At 63.0% G+C, this 23,845-nt stretch carries 17 protein-coding genes, 1 tRNA gene and 1 pseudogene; 15 read left to right on the top strand and 4 right to left on the bottom strand.

Translation table 11 applies throughout. From position 1 onward, the window contains the following. Nucleotides 1-248: 248 nt before the first annotated feature. Nucleotides 249-1,364 (top strand): porin, encoded by a 1,116-nt coding sequence (locus EYW47_RS02455; RefSeq protein ID WP_133193281.1) that lies wholly within the window; start codon nt 249-251, stop codon nt 1,362-1,364. A 121-nt stretch (nt 1,365-1,485) separates the two neighbouring features. Here the strand turns inward: EYW47_RS02455 and tsaD are convergent, their stop codons facing one another. Next, complete coding sequence (tsaD, locus tag EYW47_RS02450) at nt 1,486-2,520, bottom strand: tRNA (adenosine(37)-N6)-threonylcarbamoyltransferase complex transferase subunit TsaD (RefSeq protein ID WP_133193280.1); 1,035 nt, start codon at nt 2,518-2,520, stop codon at nt 1,486-1,488. 235 nt (nt 2,521-2,755) lie between these two features. Here tsaD and EYW47_RS02445 point away from each other — a divergent pair, with 235 nt between their 5' ends. The 7 genes from EYW47_RS02445 (at nt 2,756) to EYW47_RS02415 (ending at nt 11,191) form a co-directional block, all read left to right on the top strand. Then, nucleotides 2,756-3,982 carry a BaiN/RdsA family NAD(P)/FAD-dependent oxidoreductase gene (locus EYW47_RS02445; RefSeq protein ID WP_133193279.1) on the top strand — a complete coding sequence of 409 codons (1,227 nt, stop codon included), beginning with the start codon at nt 2,756-2,758 and terminating at the stop codon, nt 3,980-3,982. Between the two features lie 142 nt (nt 3,983-4,124). Further along, complete coding sequence (locus tag EYW47_RS02440; RefSeq protein WP_133193278.1) at nt 4,125-5,093, top strand: universal stress protein; 969 nt, start codon at nt 4,125-4,127, stop codon at nt 5,091-5,093. Between the two features lie 298 nt (nt 5,094-5,391). Then, nucleotides 5,392-5,604: a 30S ribosomal protein S21 gene (gene rpsU / locus EYW47_RS02435; RefSeq protein WP_133193608.1), complete on the top strand. Its 213-nt coding sequence runs from the start codon at nt 5,392-5,394 to the stop codon at nt 5,602-5,604. Between the two features lie 286 nt (nt 5,605-5,890). After that, nucleotides 5,891-6,337 carry a GatB/YqeY domain-containing protein gene (locus EYW47_RS02430; RefSeq protein WP_043286001.1) on the top strand — a complete coding sequence of 149 codons (447 nt, stop codon included), beginning with the start codon at nt 5,891-5,893 and terminating at the stop codon, nt 6,335-6,337. Nucleotides 6,338-6,448: 111 nt separating this feature from the next. Continuing rightward, nucleotides 6,449-8,347, top strand: coding sequence for a DNA primase (dnaG, locus tag EYW47_RS02425; RefSeq protein WP_133193277.1), 1,899 nt, complete (start codon nt 6,449-6,451; stop codon nt 8,345-8,347). Nucleotides 8,348-8,522: 175 nt separating this feature from the next. Further along, complete coding sequence (gene rpoD, locus EYW47_RS02420) at nt 8,523-10,931, top strand: RNA polymerase sigma factor RpoD (protein ID WP_133193276.1); 2,409 nt, start codon at nt 8,523-8,525, stop codon at nt 10,929-10,931. 172 nt (nt 10,932-11,103) lie between these two features. Then, nucleotides 11,104-11,191: transfer RNA gene (locus EYW47_RS02415), tRNA-Ile, on the top strand. Between the two features lie 223 nt (nt 11,192-11,414). Here the strand turns inward: EYW47_RS02415 and EYW47_RS02410 are convergent. Further along, nucleotides 11,415-12,116, bottom strand: coding sequence for an AbiV family abortive infection protein (locus EYW47_RS02410; RefSeq protein WP_133193275.1), 702 nt, complete (start codon nt 12,114-12,116; stop codon nt 11,415-11,417). Nucleotides 12,117-12,225: 109 nt separating this feature from the next. After that, nucleotides 12,226-13,098 carry a helix-turn-helix domain-containing protein gene (locus EYW47_RS02405; protein ID WP_133193274.1) on the bottom strand — a complete coding sequence of 291 codons (873 nt, stop codon included), beginning with the start codon at nt 13,096-13,098 and terminating at the stop codon, nt 12,226-12,228. Between the two features lie 182 nt (nt 13,099-13,280). On the opposite strand from EYW47_RS02405, the gene pobA reads away from it, so the two are divergent. Then, the gene (pobA, locus tag EYW47_RS02400; protein ID WP_133193273.1) at nt 13,281-14,465 is read left to right on the top strand and encodes a 4-hydroxybenzoate 3-monooxygenase; all 1,185 of its coding nucleotides are present in this window, start codon (nt 13,281-13,283) and stop codon (nt 14,463-14,465) included. A gap of 283 nt (nt 14,466-14,748) precedes the next feature. Next, on the top strand, nt 14,749-17,574 hold the full coding sequence (gene benC / locus EYW47_RS02395; RefSeq protein WP_133193272.1) for a benzoate 1,2-dioxygenase electron transfer component BenC: 2,826 nt from the start codon (nt 14,749-14,751) through the stop codon (nt 17,572-17,574). Between the two features lie 23 nt (nt 17,575-17,597). Here benC and EYW47_RS02390 read toward each other — a convergent pair whose 3' ends face one another. Further along, a complete protein-coding gene (locus EYW47_RS02390) occupies nt 17,598-18,530 on the bottom strand; it encodes a helix-turn-helix domain-containing protein (protein ID WP_133193271.1) in 933 nt (310 codons plus the stop codon). A 97-nt stretch (nt 18,531-18,627) separates the two neighbouring features. On the opposite strand from EYW47_RS02390, the gene EYW47_RS02385 reads away from it, so the two are divergent. The 5 genes and pseudogenes from EYW47_RS02385 to EYW47_RS02365 form a co-directional block, all read left to right on the top strand. Then, entirely contained in the window at nt 18,628-19,473 is an 846-nt protein-coding gene (locus EYW47_RS02385; protein WP_133193270.1) for an SDR family NAD(P)-dependent oxidoreductase, read from the top strand. A 34-nt stretch (nt 19,474-19,507) separates the two neighbouring features. After that, complete coding sequence (locus EYW47_RS02380; RefSeq protein WP_133193269.1) at nt 19,508-21,229, top strand: FAD-dependent oxidoreductase; 1,722 nt, start codon at nt 19,508-19,510, stop codon at nt 21,227-21,229. Beyond that, nucleotides 21,226-21,573: an NIPSNAP family protein gene (locus EYW47_RS02375; RefSeq protein WP_133193268.1), complete on the top strand. Its 348-nt coding sequence runs from the start codon at nt 21,226-21,228 to the stop codon at nt 21,571-21,573. Before EYW47_RS02380 ends, EYW47_RS02375 begins: the two co-directional genes overlap by 4 nt. A gap of 555 nt (nt 21,574-22,128) precedes the next feature. Beyond that, nucleotides 22,129-23,211 (top strand): porin, encoded by a 1,083-nt coding sequence (locus EYW47_RS02370; RefSeq protein ID WP_133193267.1) that lies wholly within the window; start codon nt 22,129-22,131, stop codon nt 23,209-23,211. Between the two features lie 58 nt (nt 23,212-23,269). Continuing rightward, nucleotides 23,270-23,614 (top strand): annotated as a pseudogene (locus tag EYW47_RS02365) (phosphohydrolase); the annotation flags it as partial. Between the last annotated feature and the right edge of the window lie 231 nt (nt 23,615-23,845).

The following is a 23,845-nucleotide window of genomic DNA, read 5'->3' as shown; positions in this document are numbered from 1 at the left end:
GCCGGGGTATACCCGATTTGCCTGGTTATCCTGACATTATTTCCTTCTGTTTCTCATCAGGCAGATCGCTCTATCGCCAGCGCAGCAAAAATGTTTCGTGAATATGCGGCGATTGGTTGAGGTGTGGCAATACCGAGGTCTACCTTCGCCGCTATAACTCCACTGCAACGCGACTTCATAACGAGTCGGCACACGTTTCTCGCGAACGATGGCCGATCCATCTACAAGAAGATGACGAAGGAGACAGAATGCGCTTTTGCAGAAAGAGCATTTGCGGTATGGCGTTGGTGCTGGCGGCGGGTGGCGCGAATGCGCAATCGAGCGTCACGCTGTATGGCATCGCGGACGCGTTTGTCCAGTTCCTCAACAATGGCGGGAAGCAATCCTGGTCGCAGCGCAGCGGTGGGAGTTCGCCGTCACGTTTCGGCATAAAAGGCACGGAGGAATTGGGCGGCGGCCTGAAGGCCGTATTTACGCTCGAGAATGGTTTCAACATCAACAATGGCGCTGGCTTTGCCGATACTGGTGCCATGTTCTATCGCCAGTCGTGGGTGGGTCTCACACACGAGAAATACGGCACGCTCACGTTCGGCCGCCAGTACCAGCCGACATTCTGGGTGCTCTACCCGGGCGACCCGTTTTCCGCCAATGAAGTGATCTCGCTGCTGGCCGCAGCGGGCAACGTTGTCGATCGCAATACGATCGGCATGCAGACCAGCGGCGGCCGGTCGAGCAATTCGGTCGTGTACAAGTCCCCGAAGCTCAATGGGCTCCAGCTGTTGGCCATGTATGCGTTCCAGTCCAGTGTGACGCAGCCCGCGCCGCAAACGAACGGCAATATCGTCGATGTCGCCGCAACGTGGTCGGGCTACGGTCTCTACGCGGGGATTGCGTACCAGTATCAGCATCCGGGCACGAAGACCCTGGCCAGCTTGCCTTCCGTCCTCAATACGGTTGGAACCGAGCATTTCAATAGTTCGCTCGCTTACCAGATCGGGATCGTCAATCTGCAGTTCCTCTACGGATATCACCGCCCGAAGCACGACGAGTCGAGTCCGCTCGCGACGAAGCTCATGGCCGTGCATCCCTATAGCGTGATGCAAGCCGGTGCCACGATTCAAGCCACCACGGCTGACACGATCGAGATCGCCGCTCTGCAACGCGCCGTGCGTGGTGTGCATGACAACATGTGGGCCGTGCAACTGGGCATCGACCACAGTCTTTCGAAACGGACGGCTGTCTATGCGCGCGCGGGCTATATGAAGAACAATGGCTCGTCGACGATGAGTTGGTCCGGTGTCGGCGTTACGGCCCCGGGCACCAGGCAAACGCTCGCGGTCGTTGGTGTGACGCAGCGTTTCTGATGCTTTCGACGATCTGCGACTCGCCGCAAGGCCGCGGCGGGCGAGTCTCGTCTCGATGGGTCTTGCTTGTGCCGCTGGCGAGTCCCAGCCGGGCACGGCGCGAGAGCGGCTGGCGAGCCCGCTATCGCGTGCTCTGCGCGAGCGACGCCAGATCCCAGCGCGGCTTCACCGTGAACGCGTAGTCGCGCGTGGCCTGCTCGGGCCAGCGCGCGAGGCGCAGCGCGCCCGCGAGCGCGATCATTGCGCCGTTGTCGGTGCACAGCGAGAGATCGGGGTAGTGGACTTCGAAGCCGCGCTTTTGCGCGGCTGCCGAAAGCGTCTCGCGCAACTGCTTGTTCGCACCCACGCCGCCGGCTACCACGAGGCGCTTCATCTTCGTGCGCTTGAGCGCGGCGATCGACTTGGCGGCGAGCACTTCGACGGCGGCGTCGACGAAGCCGCGCGCGATATCGGCCTTGCCCTGCTCGCAGATGTTCGTGCCGAGCTTCTTCACCTGCGTGAGCACGGCCGTCTTGAGGCCGCTGAAGCTGAAGTCGAGGTCACCCGAATGCAGCATCGGGCGCGGCAGCTCGATGGCGCCGGGCGTGCCGAATTCGGCGAGGCGCGAGACTTCCGGGCCGCCCGGATAGCCGAGGCCGAGCAGCTTGGCGGTCTTGTCGAAGGCTTCGCCCGCGGCGTCGTCGAGCGTTTCGCCGAGCGTCTCGTAGACGCCCACGTCGGTCACGCGCATCAACTGCGTGTGGCCGCCCGAGACGAGCAGCGCGACGAAGGGAAAGGGCGGCGGCGCGTCGACGAGCAGCGGCGAGAGCAGATGCCCTTCGAGATGGTGAATGCCGACGGTCGGGCGGTTCCACGCCATGGCGAGCGCGTTGGCGACGCTCGCGCCCACCAGCAGCGCGCCGGCGAGCCCGGGGCCTTGCGTGAAGGCAATGGCGTCGATGTCGCTGCGCGCGGCGCCGCTCTTCGCGAGCACTTCCTCGAGCAGCGGCAGCGCGCGGCGGATGTGGTCGCGCGAGGCGAGCTCGGGCACGACGCCGCCGTACTCGCGGTGCATGGCGATCTGCGAGTGCAGTGCGTGTGCGAGCAGGCCGCGCTCGCTGTCGTAGAGCGCGAGGCCGGTTTCGTCGCAGGAGCTTTCGATGCCGAGAACGAGCATGGTGGGGCGTGCGGCGGCGTCCTGCCTGAAAGGGAAGCCAGGCGAAAACCGCCGCAAAATCAAAGTGAAAGGCGAATCTGAAAGTATAGCAGCGCGGGCGAAACCCGGCTGGGGGCGCCCGGTGTGCGCGATCGCCGATCAGGGGGCGCCGCGGCGCGAACCGGGCGTCAGCGCGGAACCAACGCGGAGCCGCCACGGCGCCACCCCGGCGGAATGCGCAGGTAGAATGCGCGCCATGGAATCCTTCGATATCGCCGTGATCGGCGCAGGGGCGGCCGGCATGATGTGCGCGGCGGTGGCCGGTCAGCAGGGTCGCCGCGTGGCGCTGATCGATCACGCGCCGCGTCTCGCGGAAAAAATCCGCATCTCGGGCGGCGGACGCTGCAACTTCACGAATCTGCACGCGAGCCCCGCCAACTATCTCTCGAACAACCCGCATTTCTGCCGCTCCGCGCTCGCCCGCTACACGGCGCGCGACTTCCTCGCACTGCTGCGCCAGCATCGCGTGACCTGGCATGAGAAGCACAAGGGGCAGCTCTTTTGCGACCAGTCGAGCGAGGCGATCATCGACGTGCTGCGCGCCGAATGCGACGCAGGGGGCGTGGCGTGGCGGCGGCCCCTGCCAGTCGAGGCGGTGAGCCACGCCGACGGCGCGGGCTTCACGCTCGGCACGCCGCAAGGGCAGATTCGCTCGAAAGCGCTGGTGATCGCCACGGGCGGTCTCTCGATTCCGAAGATTGGCGCGACCGATTTCGCCTATCGCATCGCGAAGCAGTTCGGCCACAAGCTCGTCGACACGCGCCCCGCGCTGGTCCCGCTCACGTTCGCGCCGCAGGACTGGGCGCCCTATGTGCCGTTGGCCGGCGTCTCGCTCGAAGTGCATGTGGCGACCGGCGAGCGCAAGACTGGTGGAGCCTTCGACGAGGACCTGCTGTTCACGCACCGCGGCCTTTCCGGGCCCGGCGTGCTGCAAATCTCGAGCTACTGGCAGCCGGGGCAGCCGATTCGCGTGAATCTGCTGCCCGAGCGGCCCGCCGGCGAGGCTCTCGTCGAAGCGAAGAGCGCGACAAAGCGCCAGATCGGCAATCTGCTCGCCGAGTGGGTGCCGTCCCGCCTCGCGCACGCCTGGCTCGAGGCGCATCAGGTGTCGCTGGAAGCGCGTCTCGCCGATCTGCCCGACAAGACACTGCGCCGTATCGGCGAGGGGCTCGCGCAATGGACGCTGACCCCGACCGGCACCGAAGGCTACAAGAAGGCCGAAGTGACGCGCGGCGGCGTGGATACGCGCGAGCTCTCCTCCGCGACGCTGATGAGTCAGCGCGTGCCGGGTCTGTACTTCGTGGGCGAGGCGGTGGACGTGACGGGCTGGCTCGGTGGCTACAACTTCCAGTGGGCGTGGGCTTCCGGCGTTGCCGCCGGCGAGGCTGCCGCGGAATTCACGCTCGCTGCGGGCACGGCCTGACGCTCGCTCGCGGCAGCATCGCAAGACTACGATTTCTGACAGATGCGACGCATCGAGTCTCAAGGACTTGACGTCCGTCATTGTTGGCCAGGCCGTGGAGGTTCACGCTGGAACACTGATCCAATGTGGAGAGGTGTGAAAGGTGAATCAACAAGAAGGACAGGTGCAGTACGGCGTGCCGCTACGGCGAATCATGCTAGCGGTGGACGATTCGAATGCGTCGATGCAGGCGCTGCGCTTTGCCGGGCGAGTGGCGCCGCGCGACGCCGACGTGCGCATCGTCTGTGCCGCAGAGCAGCCGCGCTCGTGGCAGGCCGGTGGCGCCTACACGGCGGGCGACGCCTGGATGAAGGACACGCTCGCCGCCGCGCGCCAGGAATTGCGTCAAGAGGCCGAGCGCACGCTCGAGCGGGCCATGTCCGCATTCGACGGGCACGTTGCGTCGGTGTCGGGGCACGTGCTCAATCTCTCCGGCGAGTCCGGCGCCGTCGTCAACGCCCTGAGCGCGGCAGCCAGCGAATGGCGGGCCGACGTGCTGATTGTCGGGGCGCGTCATCGCGGGCGCATGAAGCGCTGGGTCGACGGCTCGGTCTCGGGCGCGCTCGCCGTGAGTGCGCCGTGCCCGCTGCTGGTCGTGCCGGCCGAGTACGAGGCGCGCGCAGAGGCGCGCTTCGGCCGCATGCTGCTGGCGACGGACGGCAGCGCGGCATCCGCTCAGGCGATCGAGGCGGCCATGCGGCTCATCGCGCCGCAAATCGCGTTGCGCGCGATCTATGTCGTCGACCGCAGCAGCGTGGCTGCCGGTCCGGTGGCCGCTCCCGGCCTGGAGGAATCGTTCAGCGGGCTTGGGCGCCAGGCACTCGCCGCGGCGCGCGAGCAACTCGGGCCGGCTGGCGATGCCTGCGAAACGGCGCTCGTGGCGACCGGCCTCATACGCGACGACATCGCCCACACCGTGCTGCGCGACGCGGAACACTGGAAAGCCGATCTCGTCGTGCTGGGCACGCACGGCCGGCGGGGCGTCGCGCGCTGGCTGCTCGGCAGCGTCGCCCAGCGTGCCGTTGAGATCACGCATGTGCCGCTATTGCTAGTCGGCCCCGGCGAAGGCTGATTTGCCGCGCAAGCCATATCGCTGCTTGCAAGCCGGCCGGGCTGTCCGCGCAGGTCACAGATTCGCATGATCTGCGCGGCTGGCGGGCCTGGTTTGGCCACTCTGGCGGCCCGAGACCGGTTCTTGGGGCACACTGGGATGTCGGTTGCAAGGACCGTTTGACGGACGACAAACGAAGCGGCGAATGTGGGCGTGCGGGCCGCCTGGGGTGGGGTTTCCCCCTCAAGTGGCCAAGCGATGCGCGGGCACGGAACTGCTATACTTGACTCTCTTTACCCCCTTGATCCGTTATTGGAAAATGACGACCATCCGCGTAAAAGAAAACGAACCCTTTGAAGTTGCCATGCGGCGCTTCAAGCGCACGATCGAGAAGAACGGACTCTTGACCGAGCTTCGTGCGCGAGAGTTCTACGAAAAGCCTACGGCTGAACGCAAGCGCAAGAAGTCCGCGGCGGTGAAGCGCCATTTCAAGCGTCTGCGCAGCCAGATGCTGCCGAAGAAGCTGTACTGATTCCGGCGGCGCCATGGCTTCCGTTTTTTGGGGAATTCCATGGCGCCGCAAGCAGCCGGCAATGCCGCCGGCCGGCCCGGGAAACCCGGGCTGGACCGGCAACAAGGCCTGCGTTGTCTATAATGGTGTGGCCGCAGCTGTGTCGAATCCGCACCGACCCGCCTGGAAACGCTTCCAGGCGGGTTTTTGCATTCTTGTGATGTTTCGGTGTGATGGTTTGGCTCGGTGGCCGCACTGCCCGGGTTTCCCCGGGGATTGTGCAACCCCAACGCATTTCAGGTGAGTGATGAGTCTCAAAGACCAGATCAACGACGACATGAAGGCCGCGATGCGCGCGCGCGAAAGCGAGCGCCTCGCCACGATTCGTCTGCTGCTCGCCGCCATCAAGCAACGTGAAGTCGACGAGCGTGTGACGCTCGACGACGCCGGCATTACGGCGGTCATCGACAAGATGATCAAGCAGCGCAAGGACTCGATTAGCCAGTTCGAAGCGGCGGGTCGGACGGATCTCGTCGAGAAGGAAAACGCCGAGCTCCAGGTCCTGGCCGCCTATATGCCCGAGCAGCTTTCGGACGCGCAAATCGCTGCCGAAGTACAGGCGGCGGTCGCCCAGGTGGGCGCGAGCGGGCCGCAGGACATGGGCAAGGTCATGGGCGTGCTCAAACCCAGGCTGGCGGGCCGCGCCGACATGACCGCGGTCTCCGGGCTCGTCAAGGCTGCGCTCGCGAAGTAAGAGCCAAGCCTCGCGCGCTGCCGGCCATTGCGCCGTGCGCCGCCGCGAGGCCCGTCACGGGCCGTGCGTATGCGCGTGCCCGGCCTCCGTTACCCGAGCGACCGAGCCCTGATGATTCCGCATTCGTTCCTGCAGGATCTGCTCAACCGCGTCGATATCGTCGACGTGGTGGGGCGCTACGTGCAGCTCAAAAAGGGCGGCGCGAATTTCATGGGCCTTTGCCCGTTTCACAACGAAAAGAGCCCTTCCTTTACCGTTAGTCCAACGAAACAGTTCTATCACTGCTTCGGCTGCGGCGCGCATGGCACCGCCATCGGCTTCCTCATGGAGCACGCGGGCCTCACGTTTCCCGAGGCCGTCAACGAGCTCGCGCAGTCGGTCGGCCTCACCGTGCCCCAGGAGCCGTCGCCGATGCGCGGCGGCGCCTATGGCGGCAGTGGCGGCGGCGCGGGCAGCGGGTCCGGCGGCTACGCGCCAGGCGTCTCGAAGGCCGCCTCCAACGCGCTTTCGGACCTCATGCAGACTGCTTGCGACTACTACCGCAAGCAGTTGCGCAGCGCGCCGAATGCGATCCAGTATCTGAAAAAACGCGGTCTCACGGGTGAAGTCGCGGCCCGATTCGGCCTCGGTTACGCGCCCGATGGATGGCAGAACCTCGAATCCGCGTTTACCGATTATCGCGACGACGCGCTGGTCGAAGCCGGCCTCGTAATCGTCAGCGAAAAGCAGGACGCGCAGGGCCAGGCACGCCGTTACGACCGCTTCCGCGACCGCGTGATGTTCCCCATCCGCAACGTGAAGGGCCAGGTGATCGGCTTTGGCGGGCGCGTGCTCGACGGCGGCGAGCCCAAGTATTTGAATTCCCCGGAAACGCCGCTATTTAACAAGGGTAGCGAACTGTACGGGCTGTTCGAGGCGCGTCTGGCGATCCGCGAGCAGCACTACGTGCTGGTGGTCGAAGGGTATATGGACGTGGTCGCGCTCGCGCAACTCGGATTCCAGAACGCGGTGGCAACGCTGGGCACCGCGTGCACGGCCATCCACGTGCAGAAGCTGATGCGTCAGACCGATACGGTGATCTTCAGCTTCGACGGCGATTCGGCGGGCCGCCGCGCCGCGCGGCGCGCGCTGGACGCATGCCTGCCGCACGCGGCGGATAATCGGACGATCCGCTTCCTGTTCCTGCCCTCGGAGCACGACCCGGACAGCTACGTGCGCGAGTACGGCACCGAGGCGTTCAAGGAGCAGGTCGACCGGGCCATGCCGCTTTCGCAGTTCATGTTGAACGAAGTCCTGGTGGGCAAGGAGCTGGACCAGCCGGAAGGGCGCGCCCGCGCGCTGTTCGATGCAAAGCCGCTGTTGCAGGCGCTGCCGGCGAACGCGCTGCGCGCGCAGATTATGCACATGTTCGCCGACCGCCTCGACGTGCCGTTCGAGGAGGTCGCGGCGCTCTGCGAGGTCGACGCCCGCATTGCCCAGGCCGCGCGCCAGGCGCCCGCGCGCAAGGACCGGCACCTCGTGACCGGGATCGAGCGCAAGGCGCTGCGCAACCTGGTGATGCACCCGCGCATCGTGGCACAGCTCGACGAGGAGGCCGAACGGGCGCTCATCACGCTCACGCGGCACGGCGAACTGTTCGAGGAAGTGACCACGCATGCACGTGCGCTGGGCGACGCAGCCGAGTTTCAGCTCCTTTCGGACCTGTTGCGAAACGGTGCGAACGCCCCCACCTTCGAGGAGATTTTTCGCGAAATTCTGGACTATGATGAAAACGTTCGGGATTTGCTGATGAAAAATCCAGAAGATGGCGCTGTGCTGGAGGAGCGCCGCGAGCAGGAGCGGCTCGTGGGCGAGGAATTGGCGGCGGCAATCCTGAAGATGCGCTTCGACGCCTGCAGCGAGCGGTTGGACGTGCTTTCGCGGCAGTCGCGTCATACGCCCGAGGAGCTGGCCGAATATGTGAAACTGAATCAGACGCGAGCTGACATGAAACGCCAGCTCGGGCTGTAGGGGAGGAGCGTGCGCGGGCGATTATTACCGTGCGTGCTATAATAAAAGGTTTTCAGCGGTTTGTTTTTGTTGTTTGTTTTTGTTTTTTCCGGGCGGACAGCTCAAGTATCACTCGGAGGCCATATTCCGGGCGGTACCCGAAAGGTGTCCAGTTTCCAGCAAGGGCGGAATGGCAATGGCAAAGACTACAGGCGGAAAAAAGGCGACAGGCAAAGGCTCGACGGAGCCGGCCAGCAAGGTCACGAAGGCCCAGGACGCCCCACCCGCCAGTTCCCGCCGCGAGGCGGCAACCGCCAGTCATGAAGTCCCCGCAGTCCGGAAGAAAGCCATGGCTGCTTCGGCCGCGCGAGCGGCGCCAACACGTGCGGCGAAAGCCGCGACTCACCCGGCAACGAAGCGGTCCGGTGGTCCGAGTAGTGCAAGGCAAGTGCCTGCCGTTGCGGACGATGCGGCAGAGCGCGAGGCTCCAGTATCCACGGTTCAAGAGGCTGATGTCCAGCAGCCGCGAGTCGAGACTACAGCCGGTACGGCGAACTCCATGACGAAAAAGCTGAATGAAGTGTCCGTCGATGACGACGCAAACCAGAGCGAAGAGAGCACGCCCACCGCGGGCAAGGGTGAGAAGACCACCCGTGCGCGCGACCGGCGAGCGAAGGAAAAGGCGCTGCTGAAAGACGCATTCGCGTCATCGCAGCCCGGGACCGTCGAGGAACTCGAAGAGCGCCGCAACAAGCTGCGCGCGCTCATCAAGCTTGGCAAGGAGCGCGGTTACCTTACGTACGCCGAAATCAACGATCACCTGCCGGACAACTTCACCGAGACCGAGGCGATCGAAGGCATCATCGGCACGTTCAACGACATGGGCGTGGCCGTCTACGAGCAGGCGCCCGATGCCGAAACGCTGCTCCTGAACGACAACGCGCCCAACGCTTCTTCGGACGACGAAGTAGAAGAGGAAGCGGAAGTCGCGCTCTCCACCGTCGACTCCGAATTCGGCCGCACGACCGACCCGGTGCGCATGTACATGCGTGAAATGGGCACGGTCGAGCTCCTCACGCGCGAAGGCGAAATCGAAATCGCCAAGCGTATCGAAGACGGCCTCATGCACATGGTCATGGCGATCTCCGCTTGCCCGACCACCATCGCCGACATCCTCTCCATGGCCGAGCGCGTGGCGAACGACGAGAGCCGCGTGGACGAGCTCGTCGACGGCCTGATCGATCCGAACGCCGAAGACACCGACGGCTTCAATGCGAAGGAAGCCGAAGAGATCGAAAACGAGGTGGAAGAGGAAGAAGAGGCAGAGGAAGAAGAGGAGGAGGAAGAGGACGACGGCGCGGCCCAGGCGACGGCCAACGCGGCGCAGCTCGAAGCCCTCAAGCGCGCCTCGCTCGAAAAATTCGCGCTCATCAGCGAGTGGTTCGACAAGATGCGCCGCGCGTTCGAGAAGGAGGGCTACAAGTCGAAGTCCTACCTCAAGGCGCAGGAAACGATCCAGAACGAGCTGATGTCGATCCGCTTCACGGCGCGTACCGTCGAGCGCCTGTGCGACACGTTGCGCGCGCAAGTGGACGAAGTGCGCCAGGTCGAACGCCAGATCCTGCACACGGTCGTGGACAAGTGCGGCATGCCGCGCTCGGAGTTCATCGCGCGCTTCCCGGGCAACGAAACCGACCTCGAATGGTCCGAGAAGATCGTTGCCGAGAATCACGCGTATAGCGCGATTCTCTCGCGCAACATCCCGGCGATCCGCGAGCAGCAGCAGCGCCTGCTGGACCTGCAGGCGCGCGTGGTACTGCCGCTGAAGGACCTGAAGGAAACCAACCGCCAGATGGCGGCGGGCGAACTGAAGGCGCGCCAGGCCAAGCGCGAGATGACCGAGGCGAACCTGCGTCTCGTGATCTCGATTGCGAAGAAGTACACGAATCGCGGTCTGCAGTTCCTCGACCTCATTCAGGAAGGCAACATCGGCCTGATGAAGGCGGTGGACAAGTTCGAATATCGCCGCGGCTACAAGTTCTCGACCTACGCGACGTGGTGGATCCGCCAGGCCATCACGCGCTCGATCGCGGACCAGGCGCGCACGATCCGCATTCCGGTTCACATGATCGAGACGATCAACAAGATGAACCGTATCTCGCGGCAGATTCTGCAGGAGACTGGCCTCGAGCCGGATCCGGCTACGCTTGCCGAGAAGATGGAAATGCCGGAGGACAAGATCCGCAAGATCATGAAGATCGCGAAGGAGCCGATCTCCATGGAAACGCCGATCGGCGACGACGACGATTCGCATCTGGGCGACTTCATCGAGGACAACAACACCGTTGCGCCTGCCGATGCCGCGCTGCATGCCTCGATGCGCGACGTGGTGAAGGACGTGCTCGACTCGCTCACGCCGCGCGAGGCGAAGGTGCTGCGCATGCGCTTCGGTATCGAGATGAGCACGGATCACACGCTCGAGGAAGTCGGCAAGCAGTTCGACGTCACGCGCGAGCGGATTCGCCAGATCGAAGCGAAGGCGCTGCGCAAGCTGCGTCACCCGAGCCGCTCGGACAAGCTCAAGTCGTTCCTCGAAGGGAATTGATGTTTGTTTGAGCCAAGACCGAGACGCATCTATGGCGCTTAATTTGCGCTCAGTTGCGTGCGTCGGATAGGCAGGCTGCAGCGGTTCGTGTAGTATGTCGGCCTGCCGTCGAAAAGCCCGGCCTCTGTGTAGACCGGGCTTTTTCGTTGACTTCCCCTCGTTGTAGCTTCGTGGGCCGGACGCCGTGTTGGTTGCAGGCAGTGGACTCATAATCCACCGGAGAAATCCCGTCGTCGGTTCGAACCCGACCCGGCCCACCATTCTTCCTCTTTAAATCAAGCGCTTGGCGACAACAACGCGGAAGGGCAGGGAGATTCACAAGAAGATGACCGTGGCTAAAATCGAGTCCATCCCCTAAGCGCCTTCAGCACCCTAAGAGCCCCGTACTGGAAACAGGCCGGGCTTTTTGCATTTCCCCAAGCCCTCCTTACAGCCCAGCCATGTGGACACAGTTGGGCCACGGTTGCGGACCAAAACCCCACTCTAGCGCCCCTCGTTTTGCCAGACATTCATACCCGTAGTTAGAAACGTCTGCATGGCGTTCGGACCAGGCGGACGCAACCCCTCGGCTTGCATCGCGGCATACCACTCTGACAAACCAGAGTGATTTACTAAGCCGTCCGCTCTAGGGCTCATGTGTTGCTTCCAGAGTTGGAGTTCACGCCGCGTCACGGGCTCGGTCTTGGATAAGCATAGCGCCTTCGCGATGGTAATAATGCTCCCCGCAAGGTCGCGTTCGACCGCATCAGTTGGAATCGACCAATGTGCAATTCCCAGACAGTCTGTGTAAAAGGCAATTTGCTTGAGCTTATCAAGCATATAGGGGTGCTCTGCGTCGGAGTCGAACAGCCGGCGTAAATCGTCAAGCTTGGTCGTCCCTGCGCGGTTGATCAGGTCCAAGAGTATCCAGGCGACGTTCTTCTTGGTATGGGATCTGCAATCCTTCCACAGCTTCGCAAGTTGCTGGTCATCTTTTACCGTGACCATGCCAGGCAGGATATACAGTTTCCCGGCTTCTTCGATAGCCAGGATGGCTAGAGCCAACGCAGAAGGATAGCGTTCTGCCGCGAGCAAAACTTGCGCGTCCTCCACTAGCCGAATCGCATTCCTGCTGGCCGCATTCATGCCCTCGGCAATCTGCTCCAGCGTGAGACGCCCTTGGAACTGGCTAAGCTTCTTGCCCATACTCAATACCGTCCTTCTGCTGTGGTCACCCTTTAAGGTTCGCCCTCGATGGCTAGGGCAGCTACCGCATATTAACGTCGAAAGAGAATCAACACGCTGCGGTAGGGAATCATTTTCGCTTGCGAAAGGCGTTTGGCGTAGCGCCGGTAAATCTCTTGAAGAACCGGGTGAAATAAGCCGGCTCTGTGAAGCCTAAAAAATCGGATACCTGATTGATATTGAGCGAGGTGTAGGTGAGACTGCGCTTCGCCTCGAGCAGCAATCGCTGATGGACGAGGGCGAGCGCGCTCTTGCCTGCAATGCGCTGGCAAACCATATTCAAATACACCGGTGTCACGCCGAGGCGCTCGGCGTAGCGGCTGATTGGAAAATGCTCGCGGTAATGTTTTTCAATCAAACCGGAGAACGCTTTCAGGTGGGCATGGCCGCGATCCTGAGACTCGCCCCTTTCCTCGCCTTGTTGATCCTGACGACTGACCCATACGACGAGCGCGCTCACAAGCGAGCGAAGCAGCAGATCTCTTGACGGCGCAGGAAGGCTGTATTCCTGGTTCAGCTGGCCGCACAGGGTGTTCAGGTAAGGCAGATCGTCGCCAACCGAATAGCAGCCTGGATGCTCCAGCACGCGGCGAGGCGCGTCGATTTGCTGCTGAAGCCAGTTCATCAGGGGCGCGGCGATCGTGATCACGTAACCGTCGACCTCCGGGGAAAACTGGAACCCGTGTACGCACATCGGGGGAACGACCTGAACTGATGGCGTGTCGATCCGGGTCTGCTCGCCCTCGATTTCGAGCAGGGCGACGCCTTTCTGCACGTACAGGAGCTGTGCGAGGTCCGCGTGCGTGTGTCGCCGGATCTCCCAGTCGTGCAAGCTGCTTCGCTCAGGTATCGACTCGCAGTGCAGCAAGTCGAGCGTGCTCCAGTCAGGTCCTTCTCCGTATAACTTGAAGACGGGGATGTCGTGCTGTGCCGGTTGCTTCATGGCTTCGTCACCGGTATCTCGGCCACATGGGACTTTCTAAAAGTCCAATTTTAATCGAAAAAATTGCCTTATCAGCCCTGCATATTTCTAGAAAAATGCAATTCAACCGTGGCGCCAATTATTGGGGCTCGAAGAGCAAGGCAGAAAGGTCACGGCATAGAGGGATACAGGAGACATCGATCATGAAGACCAAAGTAGCGATCATCGGCGCCGGCCCGTCCGGCCTGCTCTTGGGACAGTTGCTGCACAAAGCGGGCATCGACAACGTCATTATTGAGCGTCAGAGCGGCGAATACGTGCTCGGCCGAATCCGCGCGGGCGTGCTCGAACAGGGCATGGTCGACCTGATGCGCGAAGCGGGCGTGAGCGAGCGCATGGATGCGGAAGGCCTGGTTCACGACGGCATCGAACTCGTTTTCGGTGGGCGACGCGACCGGATCGACCTGAAAGCGCTCACAGGTGGCTCGTCGGTTTTGGTCTATGGCCAGACCGAAGTGACGCGCGATTTGATGGCGGCGCGTGAGGCCAGCGGCGCGACCACGATTTACGAGGCGGCCAACGTTCAGTTGCACGACGTGAAAGGCGAAGCGCCATACGTCACATTCGAAAAGAACGGCGAGACATACCGTCTGGATTGCGATTACATCGCAGGCTGCGATGGCTTTCATGGCGTTTCGCGCAAGACGATTCCGGCTGAGGTGCTCACGCACTACGAGCGCGTTTATCCGTTTGGCTGGCTCGGCCTGCTCGCCGACACGCCGCCTGTCAATCACGAGCTGATTTATGCGCACCACGAACGGGGCTTTGTGCTCTGCAGCCAACGTTCGGCGACGCGCAGCCGTTACTACCTGCAAGTGCCGTTGACCGAAAAGGCCGAGGACTGGTCCGACGAGCGCTTCTGGGACGAGTTGAAGGCGCGCTTGCCCGATGACGTGGCCGGGAAGGTGGTCACAGGTCGCTCGCTCGAGAAGAGCATCGCGCCGCTGCGCAGCTATGTTGTCGAGCCGATGCAGTACGGCAAGCTGTTTCTCGTTGGCGACGCGGCGCATATCGTGCCGCCGACCGGCGCGAAGGGCCTGAATCTGGCCGCGAGCGACGTGAGCACGCTGTACCGGATTCTGAATCGCGTCTACCGCGATGGCCGCACCGATCTACTGGAAAAGTATTCGCAGATCGCACTGCGTCGCGTGTGGAAGGCAGAGCGTTTCTCGTGGTTCATGACGAACCTCCTGCACGAGTTCTCGGAACGCGACGCCTTCGACAAGCGCATGCAGCGTACCGACTACGACTACTACACGACTTCCGAAGCCGGGCTCAAGACGATCGCGGAAAACTATGTTGGTTTGCCGTACGAACCTGTCGAGTGATAGCGACAGTGATATTCGCTTGATTCGTGCTCGTCGTCCATGAAGATGGATCTCGGGGTGCGCCTTCGAAATACCTCACGCTGTGAACCGGCCCATCGCCATGCACGTTTTGTCCGGGTGAACAGCGTCTTTGTCCGTTGAGGGGAACACGGCTCAGGCTCTAAATTGGCGTCATTAAACCCACCGGGCGCTTGCGAGAAACGAAGTGACCTCGCGCGCCATTGCGCCCGAACATACCGCCAGCGCAGCGGCATGTTCGGGCGGCTCTAGAGGAGACGCCACCATGACCCATCAGATTACCCTGCGTTTTGAGGACGGAGTGACCCGCTTCATCGAGTGCGAGGAGGGCGAGCGCGTCACCGACGCCGCCATTCGCGCCAGGATCCATATCCCACTCGATTGCCGTGATGGTGTGTGCGGCACCTGCAAGGCGGCATGCGAGTCCGGCGAGTACGTTCTGGGCGACTGCGTGGAAGATGCGCTCAGCCCGCAGGAGGCGAGCGCCCGCAAGGTTCTCACCTGCCAGATGAGCCCACGTTCGGACTGCGTGATCCAGATCGCCACGAACTCCGATGTCTCGGGCACCGGCCCGTCCTCCCACAAGGGGCGGATCGCCGCCTGCCAACGAGCGTCGGATACCACGATCGCCTTCTCGGTCGAACTCGAGAACCGCGCGGATCTCAGCTTCCTTCCTGGGCAGTATGTCAACGTCCGTGTGCCCGGCACCGATCAGACGCGGTCCTACTCCTTCAGCTCCGGGCCGTCCGAGCCACACGTGTCCTTCCTTGTGCGCAATGTGCGTCAAGGGGCGATGTCGACCTGGCTGTGCGAGACCGCAAAAGCAGGAGACCTGATCGAATTTCGCGGCCCGATGGGCAGCTTCTACCTGCGCGCCATCGAGCGGCCGGTGCTGTTCCTCGCGGGTGGCACGGGCCTCGCGCCGTTCCTCTCGATGCTGGACAAGATCGTCGAAGACGGCGGCAGCCCGTATCCGATCCATATGATCCTGGGTGTGAACAGCGATGAGGATCTGGTCAGCATCGACCGGCTCGAAGCCTATGCGCAGCGCTTGCCGAACTTCACCTATGCCTGCACCGTCGCCAGCCCCGACAGTGCCCATCCCAACAAGGGCTATGTCACCCACCACATCGTCGCCTCCCAGCTCAACGATGGCGATGCGGATGTCTACCTCTGCGGCCCGCCGCCGATGGTCGATGCGGTGCGCAGCTTTCTCGCGTCCGAAGGGCTGGCGCCGCGCAACTTCTACTATGAGAAGTTCTCCGGCACCGGCCTGGTGGTCCAGACCGGCGAGGAGCGCATTGCGCCTGTTGATGTCGATGAAGCGTTCGACTTGCGCATGGCGCTCGAACTGGGGGCGGCTCAGCTGACCATGGGCCGGCTGTCGAGCGAGCAATTAATTACCTTCCGCCAGCTTGCCGAGGCGACGGCGCCGTTCGTGTCCGGGCGGCGCTTTGCCGACGTTGCGCGCTACATCGAGGCAAACCACGCCTTTCACATGTTCACGATCGAAGCGTCCGGGAACGCCCAGTTGATCGCGCTGTACCGGCAACTGGCCGTGCAGGACTATATCGCTCGCGCGCTGACCGATCAGATCGAGATCGTTGGCGACATCGTCCAGCAGCACCGGGACATTGTCGCCGCCTTCGAACTGGGCGACCTGAACGCGGCGCGGGACGTGATTGCGCTGCATGCGCTTCACTCCAAGGCCACGATGAGCCGGGCGCTGGAGCGCATGGCGATGGGCAAGACGGCACCCGCGGCCGCAGCGCCCGTCGCTCGCAAGACGGTACCCACGGCCGCAGCGCCCGTCGTTCCGCCGTCTGTTGTGCCGCAGAGCGCGCCGCAGGTCTGCCCATTCACGGCCAGGGCCCTTCCGGCCTATTCACACGAACTGGACTGGCCCGAGGGGTTGGAGCCCTTCAAGGTGGTCGATGACGGCTCGCAAGGCGACCCCTACGAGCACTACCGCTGGATGCGGGAGCACGCGCCGGTGCTGCGTTGCCAGTCGGCGACATCGGACGTGTGGTTCCTCTCGCGCTATGACGATGTCTACCAGGCGATCCGCAACCCGAAGCTGTTTTCCTCCGAGGTCGTCAGCCCGCCCCCGCTGACGTTCCTGACGCTGTTCGATGCACCCGATCATTCACGCTTGCGCAAGGTCGTCCAGCCGTCGTTCCTGCCGCTGGCGCTCGATCCTTTTATCGAGCAGATCGCGCAGAGGGCGGAGGACCTGCTCGACGCGATGATTGCCAGAGGCGGCGGCGATGTCGTCAACGATTTCGCCATCCCGCTCAGCATCTCGACCATCTCCACGATGATCGACGTGCCGAACGAGGATGAGGAGAAGATGAAGTTCTGGTCGGACGAGACCTTCAGCTACTTCGGGCGGCTTGCCCGCAATGCGCCGGGGACCGGCACCGACGAGCAGAGCGCGCAGGCTTTCTTCGCATACCTGAAGGAAGCGATGGAGCGGCTTGCTTTGACCGACAGCCAGTCGATCGGCGGGCATATCGCGCGCATGTGGAAGGACGGGCTGCTTTCGGAAAAGGAAGCGAAGGAGCTGTGCGCCTTCGTCTTCATCGCCGGGCACGACACGACGACTATCCTTGTCGCCAACGCTTTTCGCATGTTCGCCGAACAGCCGGATCTGCTGGGACGCATCCGCGCAAACCCCGCCGATGCTGAGCGCTTCGTCGAGGAGGTGGCGCGCTATCGTGGCACCGTCCAGCGCGTGAGCCGCATCACCACCGAGGCGACCACGGTCGCGGGCGTCGACCTGCCCAAGGGTGCGGTGGTGCGATTGCTGCTGTCGGCTGCGAACCGCGACAGCCGCAAGTTTGCCGATGGCGAGACGTTCGACATCGACCGCGATTCCAGCGGCCACCTGGGTTTTGGCAACGGCATGCACAAATGCCTTGGCGCGCCGCTCGCCAAGCTGGAGACGCTGATCGCGACGAAGGCTCTGGCCCGCAAGGTTGGCAATATTGCGCTCGATCCGGCAAGGCCGATCCAGTATGTGCGGGGCAACAACCTGACCAACTCCGGGCCGGAGCACCTGTTCGTGAAGCTCGGCGGCTTATCGGACTGAACCGGATGGGGAGCGAGGTCGAGTCAGCCCGCTTCCCCCTTCTCAGGCGGCAAGGATCGATCGTGGGCCGCCGAGCGGTATTCGGTTGGCCGCAGTCCCGTCTGCTTGCGGAAGAAACGGCCGAAATAGGCCTCGTCCTGAAAGCCCAGTTCGCTGGCGATCTGCTTCACGCTGAGCGTCGAATAGCCGAGCAGACGCTTGGCCTCATGAATCGAGCGTGCATCGATCGCCTCGATGGCCGAGACCCCGAAGGTGGCCCGGCAGATGCGGGAGAGCTGGCCGGTGCTCACGCCCATCTCGTCGGCATAGCTGGCGACTGGCCGCCGCTCACGGCAATAGCGGTCGAGCAGGGCGCGGAACCGCTCGATGCGCGCGGCCATTGTCCGCCGCTCGGAACTGGCTGAAAGCCGGGCGCTCTCGCTGAGTCGCCCGATCTTGACGAACAGGGCGATCGTCAGTGCCGCGCCTGCGGTGAACTGCCAGCGCTCGTGGCTCTCCGCCTCGTGCCCGATCGACTGAAATAAGGTGTCCAAAGATGTGCCGCGCTCGACGTCCGGGTCGATCGACAGCACCGTCGGCGTGCGGATGAATTCCAGCAGCTCGGGCGCGGCCGTCATCGCCAGCGATTCCAGCGCGGACTGCGCGGCGGTGATGACGTGACCGTCGATGTCGTTGCGGAAGTGAAAGCCGTGGACCGAGCGCGCCGGCACCACGATCAGGCATGGCGCAACGACCGCCCAGGTCTTGCCGTCGATGAAGGTCTCGCCGCCCCCGCCGGTGACGTAGAGCACCTGGATCAGCGCATCGTGGACGTGCGGCTTGATGTCGAAGTCGAAACGGCCGGCACGCAGCGGAATGCGTTCGTAATGGACCATGTCGACCCAGGGTTGGTCGGCTTGCGCGCCATAGAGCGCGAAATGCAGAACGGTCCGGCGGCGCTGTTGGTCATGGGCCATGATGCACGTTATGTCCTGCTCTATGTGGTCTCTGTCCATTGTTCCACAGGCGCTTGAGGCGTTCAATGGCGATACCAATTTCAGGAAGGACAACTACATGGGACAGGAACTTGAAAATCGCGCAGCTGCATCGACGCCATACGGGCTGAATCTGGGCGGTAAGGTCTGCGTGGTCACGGGTGCGGGCAGTGGCATTGGTGCCGGCATCGCGCGCGCCTTCGCCGGTGTCGGAGCACAGGTGGCGCTTGTGGATCGGAATCTCGATGGCGCTGAAGCGGTCGCCGCCGAACTTCGGAAGGCCGGTGCGGTGGCGCGGGCGATCGGCTGCGACGTGTCGGACGAAGCTTCGGTTGCCGCAGCGGCTGGCGAGGTTCGAGCTGCGCTCGGGCCGGCCAGCGTGCTCGTCAACAATGCGGGGCTTCTGCGCGCCGGACCGCTCGAGACGGTCTCGATCGAGGACTGGAACCGGGCCATCGCCGTGAACCTCACCGGCTATCTGCTGTGTGCTCGAGCGTTCGGGCGCGACATGCTGGCGGCGGGCAAGGGCAGCATCGTGCACGTTGCCTCGATTGCGGCGCTCAATCCGCAGACCAATAGCGGCTCCTATAGCCCGAGCAAGGCAGGCGTGCTGCTGCTCTCGCGGCAGTTGGCGGCGGAGTGGGGGCCACGTGGCGTGCGCAGCAACTGCGTGCTGCCCGGCATGATCCGCACGGCGCTGTCTGCGAAGTTCTACGAGGAGCCCGGCTTCGAGGCTCGCCGCGCTGCCGCCACCGCGAGCCGCCGCATCGGCGAGCCGGAGGACCTCGCCGGCCCGGCCCTGTTCCTCGCCTCTGACCTGGCTGCCTACGTCAATGGCGCGCAAGTGCTCGTCGACGGCGGGCTCGATTGCATGCTGATGGACATGGTCCCGCGCCCCGGCTTCAACGCCACCCCGGCCGCCTGAGCGGCACCACACCATAACGACAAGGAGAGTAGATATGGCCAAGGAGATCACTTGCGATCTGGTCGTGGTCGGATCGGGTGCCGCGGGCCTCGCTACCGCGATCACCGCACGCAAGCGCGGCCTCGATGTCATCGTGCTCGAAAAGGAGCCTGTGTTCGGTGGTACCACCGCGCTCTCGGGCGGGGTCTTGTGGATTCCGCTGAGCCAATATGGTCGACAGCAGAACCCGGCTGACACCGTCGAGCGCGTACGCGAATACATGATGAGCGAGACGGGCAGCAACTACGATGCCGACGCGGTCCAGTGTTTTATCCAGAACGGTCCGCGAATGGTCGAGTTCTTCGAGCGCGAGACCGAGATGAAGTTCGTGCCCACGCTCTATCCGGACTATCACCCGGATGCGCCCGGCGGCGTCGACATCGGCCGCTCGATCCTCGCCGCGCCCTATGACATTCGCGCTCTGGGCAAGGACATGCGCCGCCTCAAACCGCCGCTCGAGACGATCACCTTCATGGGCATGATGTTCAATTCCTCGAACGCGGACCTCAAGCACTTCTTCCGTGCGACCAGGTCCATTGTTTCGTTCTGCTACGTGGCCCGGCGTCTGGCTACGCACATCAAGGAGCTGGTGCTCTACCGGCGGGGGATCAACGTAACGAGCGGCAACGCGCTTGCCGCGAGGCTCGCGAAGTCGGCGCTGGCGATCGACATTCCGATCCTCACTTCGACGCCCGTGAAGGAACTGCTGAGCGAGGACGGCAAGGTGGCCGGCGTGCGCGCGAGCGCAGCGGACGGTGACCTGCGCATCACCGCCCGGCACGGTGTCGTGCTGGCTTGCGGCGGCTTCCCGCACGATCTCAAGCGCATCGCGCAGGTCTATGCGCATGTGAAGCGTGGGGGCGAGCATCTCTCGCCCACGCCCGTTGGCAATACGGGCGACGGGCTGAGCATGGCGGAGAAAGTGGGTGGCGCCGTGGCGCTCGGCTTCGCCGACGCGTCGGCCTGGATGCCTGTCTCCAGGGTGCCCATCGGCCGCGGCCGCACAGGCGTATTCCCGCATCTGCTCGACCGTTACAAGCCCGGCGTGATCGGCGTGCTGCGCAGCGGCCAGCGCTTCACCAATGAATCGAACTCTTACCACGATGTTGGCGCGGCGCTGATCCGCGCCTGCGAGGGCGAGCGGGAGACGGCGATGTGGCTGATCTGCGATAAGGTGGCGCTGGGCAAGTATGGACTGGGCTATGCCAAGCCCGCGCCGATGCCGGTGGGGCCCTTGGTGCGCCAAGGCTACCTCATCAAGGGCGAGACGATTGGCGAGTTGGCGCGCAATTGCGGGATTGTTCCTGCTGCGCTCGAAAAGACGGTCCACGCCTACAATCTCGATGCCGGGCGCGGAGAAGACCCGGCGTTCCATCGCGGTCGCACATCGTTCAACCGTTATCTCGCCGATCCGGACAACAAGCCCAATCCTTGCGTTGCGCCGATCGCGACCGGCCCCTTCTATGCGGTGAAGGTGGTGATGGGCGATCTGGGCACGTTCGACGGCCTCAGGACTAGCGTCACTGGCGAGGTGCTGCGGGCCGACGGCAGCCAGATCGAGGGCCTGTACGCGGTCGGCAACGACCGGCGCAGCGTGATGGGCGGCAACTATCCTGGCGCCGGTATCACCCACGGGCCCAATATGACGTTCGGCTATGTCACCGGTAACACCATCGCCACCAAAGCCATGACCCGCAAAGAGAAGGTGTGCGCATGAGCAACCACCCAATGTATCTGGCAAAGCCCCTCGTGGATTTCCGGGTCTACACGATCGCGCTGCGCAAGATGCCCGAGTTTCTCGAGGTGTTTGACAGGCTCGCCATGCCGATCCTGCTCGAGACGCTTGGACATCCGCTCGGCTTCTGGACAAGTCTGGTCGGGCCGCAGAACCAGTTCACCCACCTGTGGGGGTATGACGATCTGGCAGACTACGAGCGACGGTGCCTTGCACGCGATACGCATCCGGGTTTCCCGGCCTATCTGAAGGCATCGGGCCATCTGATCACGGCACAGGAGACACGGCTCATTCGTGCCGCCGCGCTGGATGGTGTCGCCGGGTAAGCCGATACTCGCCTTGCGCGCTGGCGACGCCAGCATGCGCGAGATCGATCAGCAGGTCACGTTCGAACTCGGCGTCCACGCGTTTCGACCGGCCTCAACCGTACACGCAACGGTGACGCGCCCGCTATGCCGACGTCCGCTTTATGGACGTCGGATCCACATCCCCGCCATTGACGCCGCACCTCGATCTGAAAGCCACCGAAAGCTCGCGTGCCAATGCCCGCGAAACGCGTTTTAAGCAACCGTTCACACAGGGAATGTCCTGGTGATGCCGGTGTTGAACGACTTCAATTGCATCCTTAGCATACGTCAATATATTTACATATATTTGCGCCCAGCCGCGGAAGGTGGCTGTGCGGCGAGCCTTGGAGAATTCGCGTCGAATAGCGCATAAATTCTGCCATGTCACCAGCTTGCCGCAATATTCCAGACTTGGGATTTAGCGTAAATATATTTACATATTTATTACTAAGGTATCCGAATCATGGTTGAGGCCGCTCACGGGCCGGAAAGACCACGATCAGCGCGAAATTGCATCTAAAGAGGAGACAAACGATGGGGCAACAACGGTGGTTCGCAACAAAACGCGTAGTCACTGCGGTGTTCGGGTTGACGCTCGCGGGTGCGGCGCAGGCACAGGGCAGTGTTACGCTCTATGGCCTCGTCGACGCCGGCTTGCTGTTCACCAACAAGTCGCCGAATGCGTCGACAGGGCAGAACGCCGGCAAGCAATTTTCGCTGATCGATAGCGGGGATTCGCCTTCGGAGTTCGGGCTCTCTGGCGTGGAAGATCTCGGCGCGGGGATGAAAGCCGAATTCAAGCTCGAAAGCGGCATCAGCATGGCCAATGGCGCATTCAACGATTCGAACGGCAACATGTTCGGCCGCCAGGCGTGGGTCGGACTGACGAGTGGCTTGGGCGAGTTCAAAGCCGGTCTGCAGTTCTCCCCCTTCTTTCTCTCGCTGTATGAACTGGATCCGCGCGGCTTGCCGCTGTTCGGCAGCAGCGTCGTCAACTATGTCGATAACGTGGTGGGCACCGGGATTTTCAACGCGAATGCGCTGTCCTGGACGAGCCCCGTGATCGCAGGGTTGCAGGGCAGCGTGATGTTCGCGCTTGGCGGCGAGGCGGGCAATTTCCCGGCCGGGCGGCAGTATTCCGCCAGCCTCAAATACGACAACGGCAGCTTGATGGTCGATGCGTCGGTCTATAACGGCAATGCCGGCGGCACGGCTCAGACGCCTGTTCCGACCACACAGGCATTTCTTGGCCGCATGCTCGGCGCCTCATACAAGTTCGGCACGGTTACGGTCAAGGCTTCGTTCACCAGCTACAAGGTGGCCGGCTCGTTCAATAACAACGTTTATGGCGGCGGCGTCGATTATCTGGTGCTGCCGGATCTCGATCTGAACGGCGGCGTCTGGTTCACGAGCGATCGCAACCGGACCACCAATCATTCGGTCATGGGTGCGGTGGGCGCCCAGTATTTCCTCTCGCGCAGGACCACCTTGTATGGACAGGTGGGTGTCGTGAACAACCACGGTGCCATGGACACCGGACTCTCGATCAATGGCGCGCTGAACGGCGTCACCGGCACGACAGTCGGTGCGAATCTGGGCATTCGCCACGTTTTCTGAAGGAACTCCCTGTTCGTCGGCATGGCGTTTCGATCTTCGCGATCTTGCCGACACGCCGCTGCACGACATTGGCGACACGCTTGGGAGCTACAATCACTCGGATGTTGCCGCGGCCATACTCAAGCCCTTCGTCAGTCCGGAAAACCTGTGGATGGTACAGAATCACGGCGTATTCCAGGGCTACTACTTTTTCCATCATCTTGGCCTGGATCGCAATCTTCGCGACCGGTTCGGCGATCAGCCGGAACTCTTCCAGCGCACCGCTGAATTCTGCGAAAAATACGACGCACCGGCGTTCATAGAGGACTACGACGCATTGCCACTGTCATTCTTCGAACCCATGGTCAGGCGCGTGTTCGCCCATCCGCGCCATTCGATGTACGTGAAGCAGCGGGAGCAATAGAGAGAGACTCGGCGCTTGCCTGTGACGAAGAACGGAGTCGAACCATGCCTGTTCCCTGCTTGCCATGGTTGGACTGGACGGCGCTACTGCCTGGAGAGAAAAGGGCTCATCGTCTGGCAGTCCACCAGGTTTCCCTTGCAGACCCTTCCGCCCGCGCGTAGCGCGTGGCGGGAAGGATGAGCCCCTTGTCACTGAGGCGGAGTGTGCGGGGTGACGGATGCCCCGGAGCCA

The sequence above is a fragment of the Paraburkholderia silviterrae genome (assembly GCF_004353915.1).
GTDB lineage: Bacteria > Pseudomonadota > Gammaproteobacteria > Burkholderiales > Burkholderiaceae > Paraburkholderia > Paraburkholderia silviterrae.
Note: the sequence above shows the minus strand (reverse complement) of the source record. Positions and strands in the feature narration are given on the sequence as shown.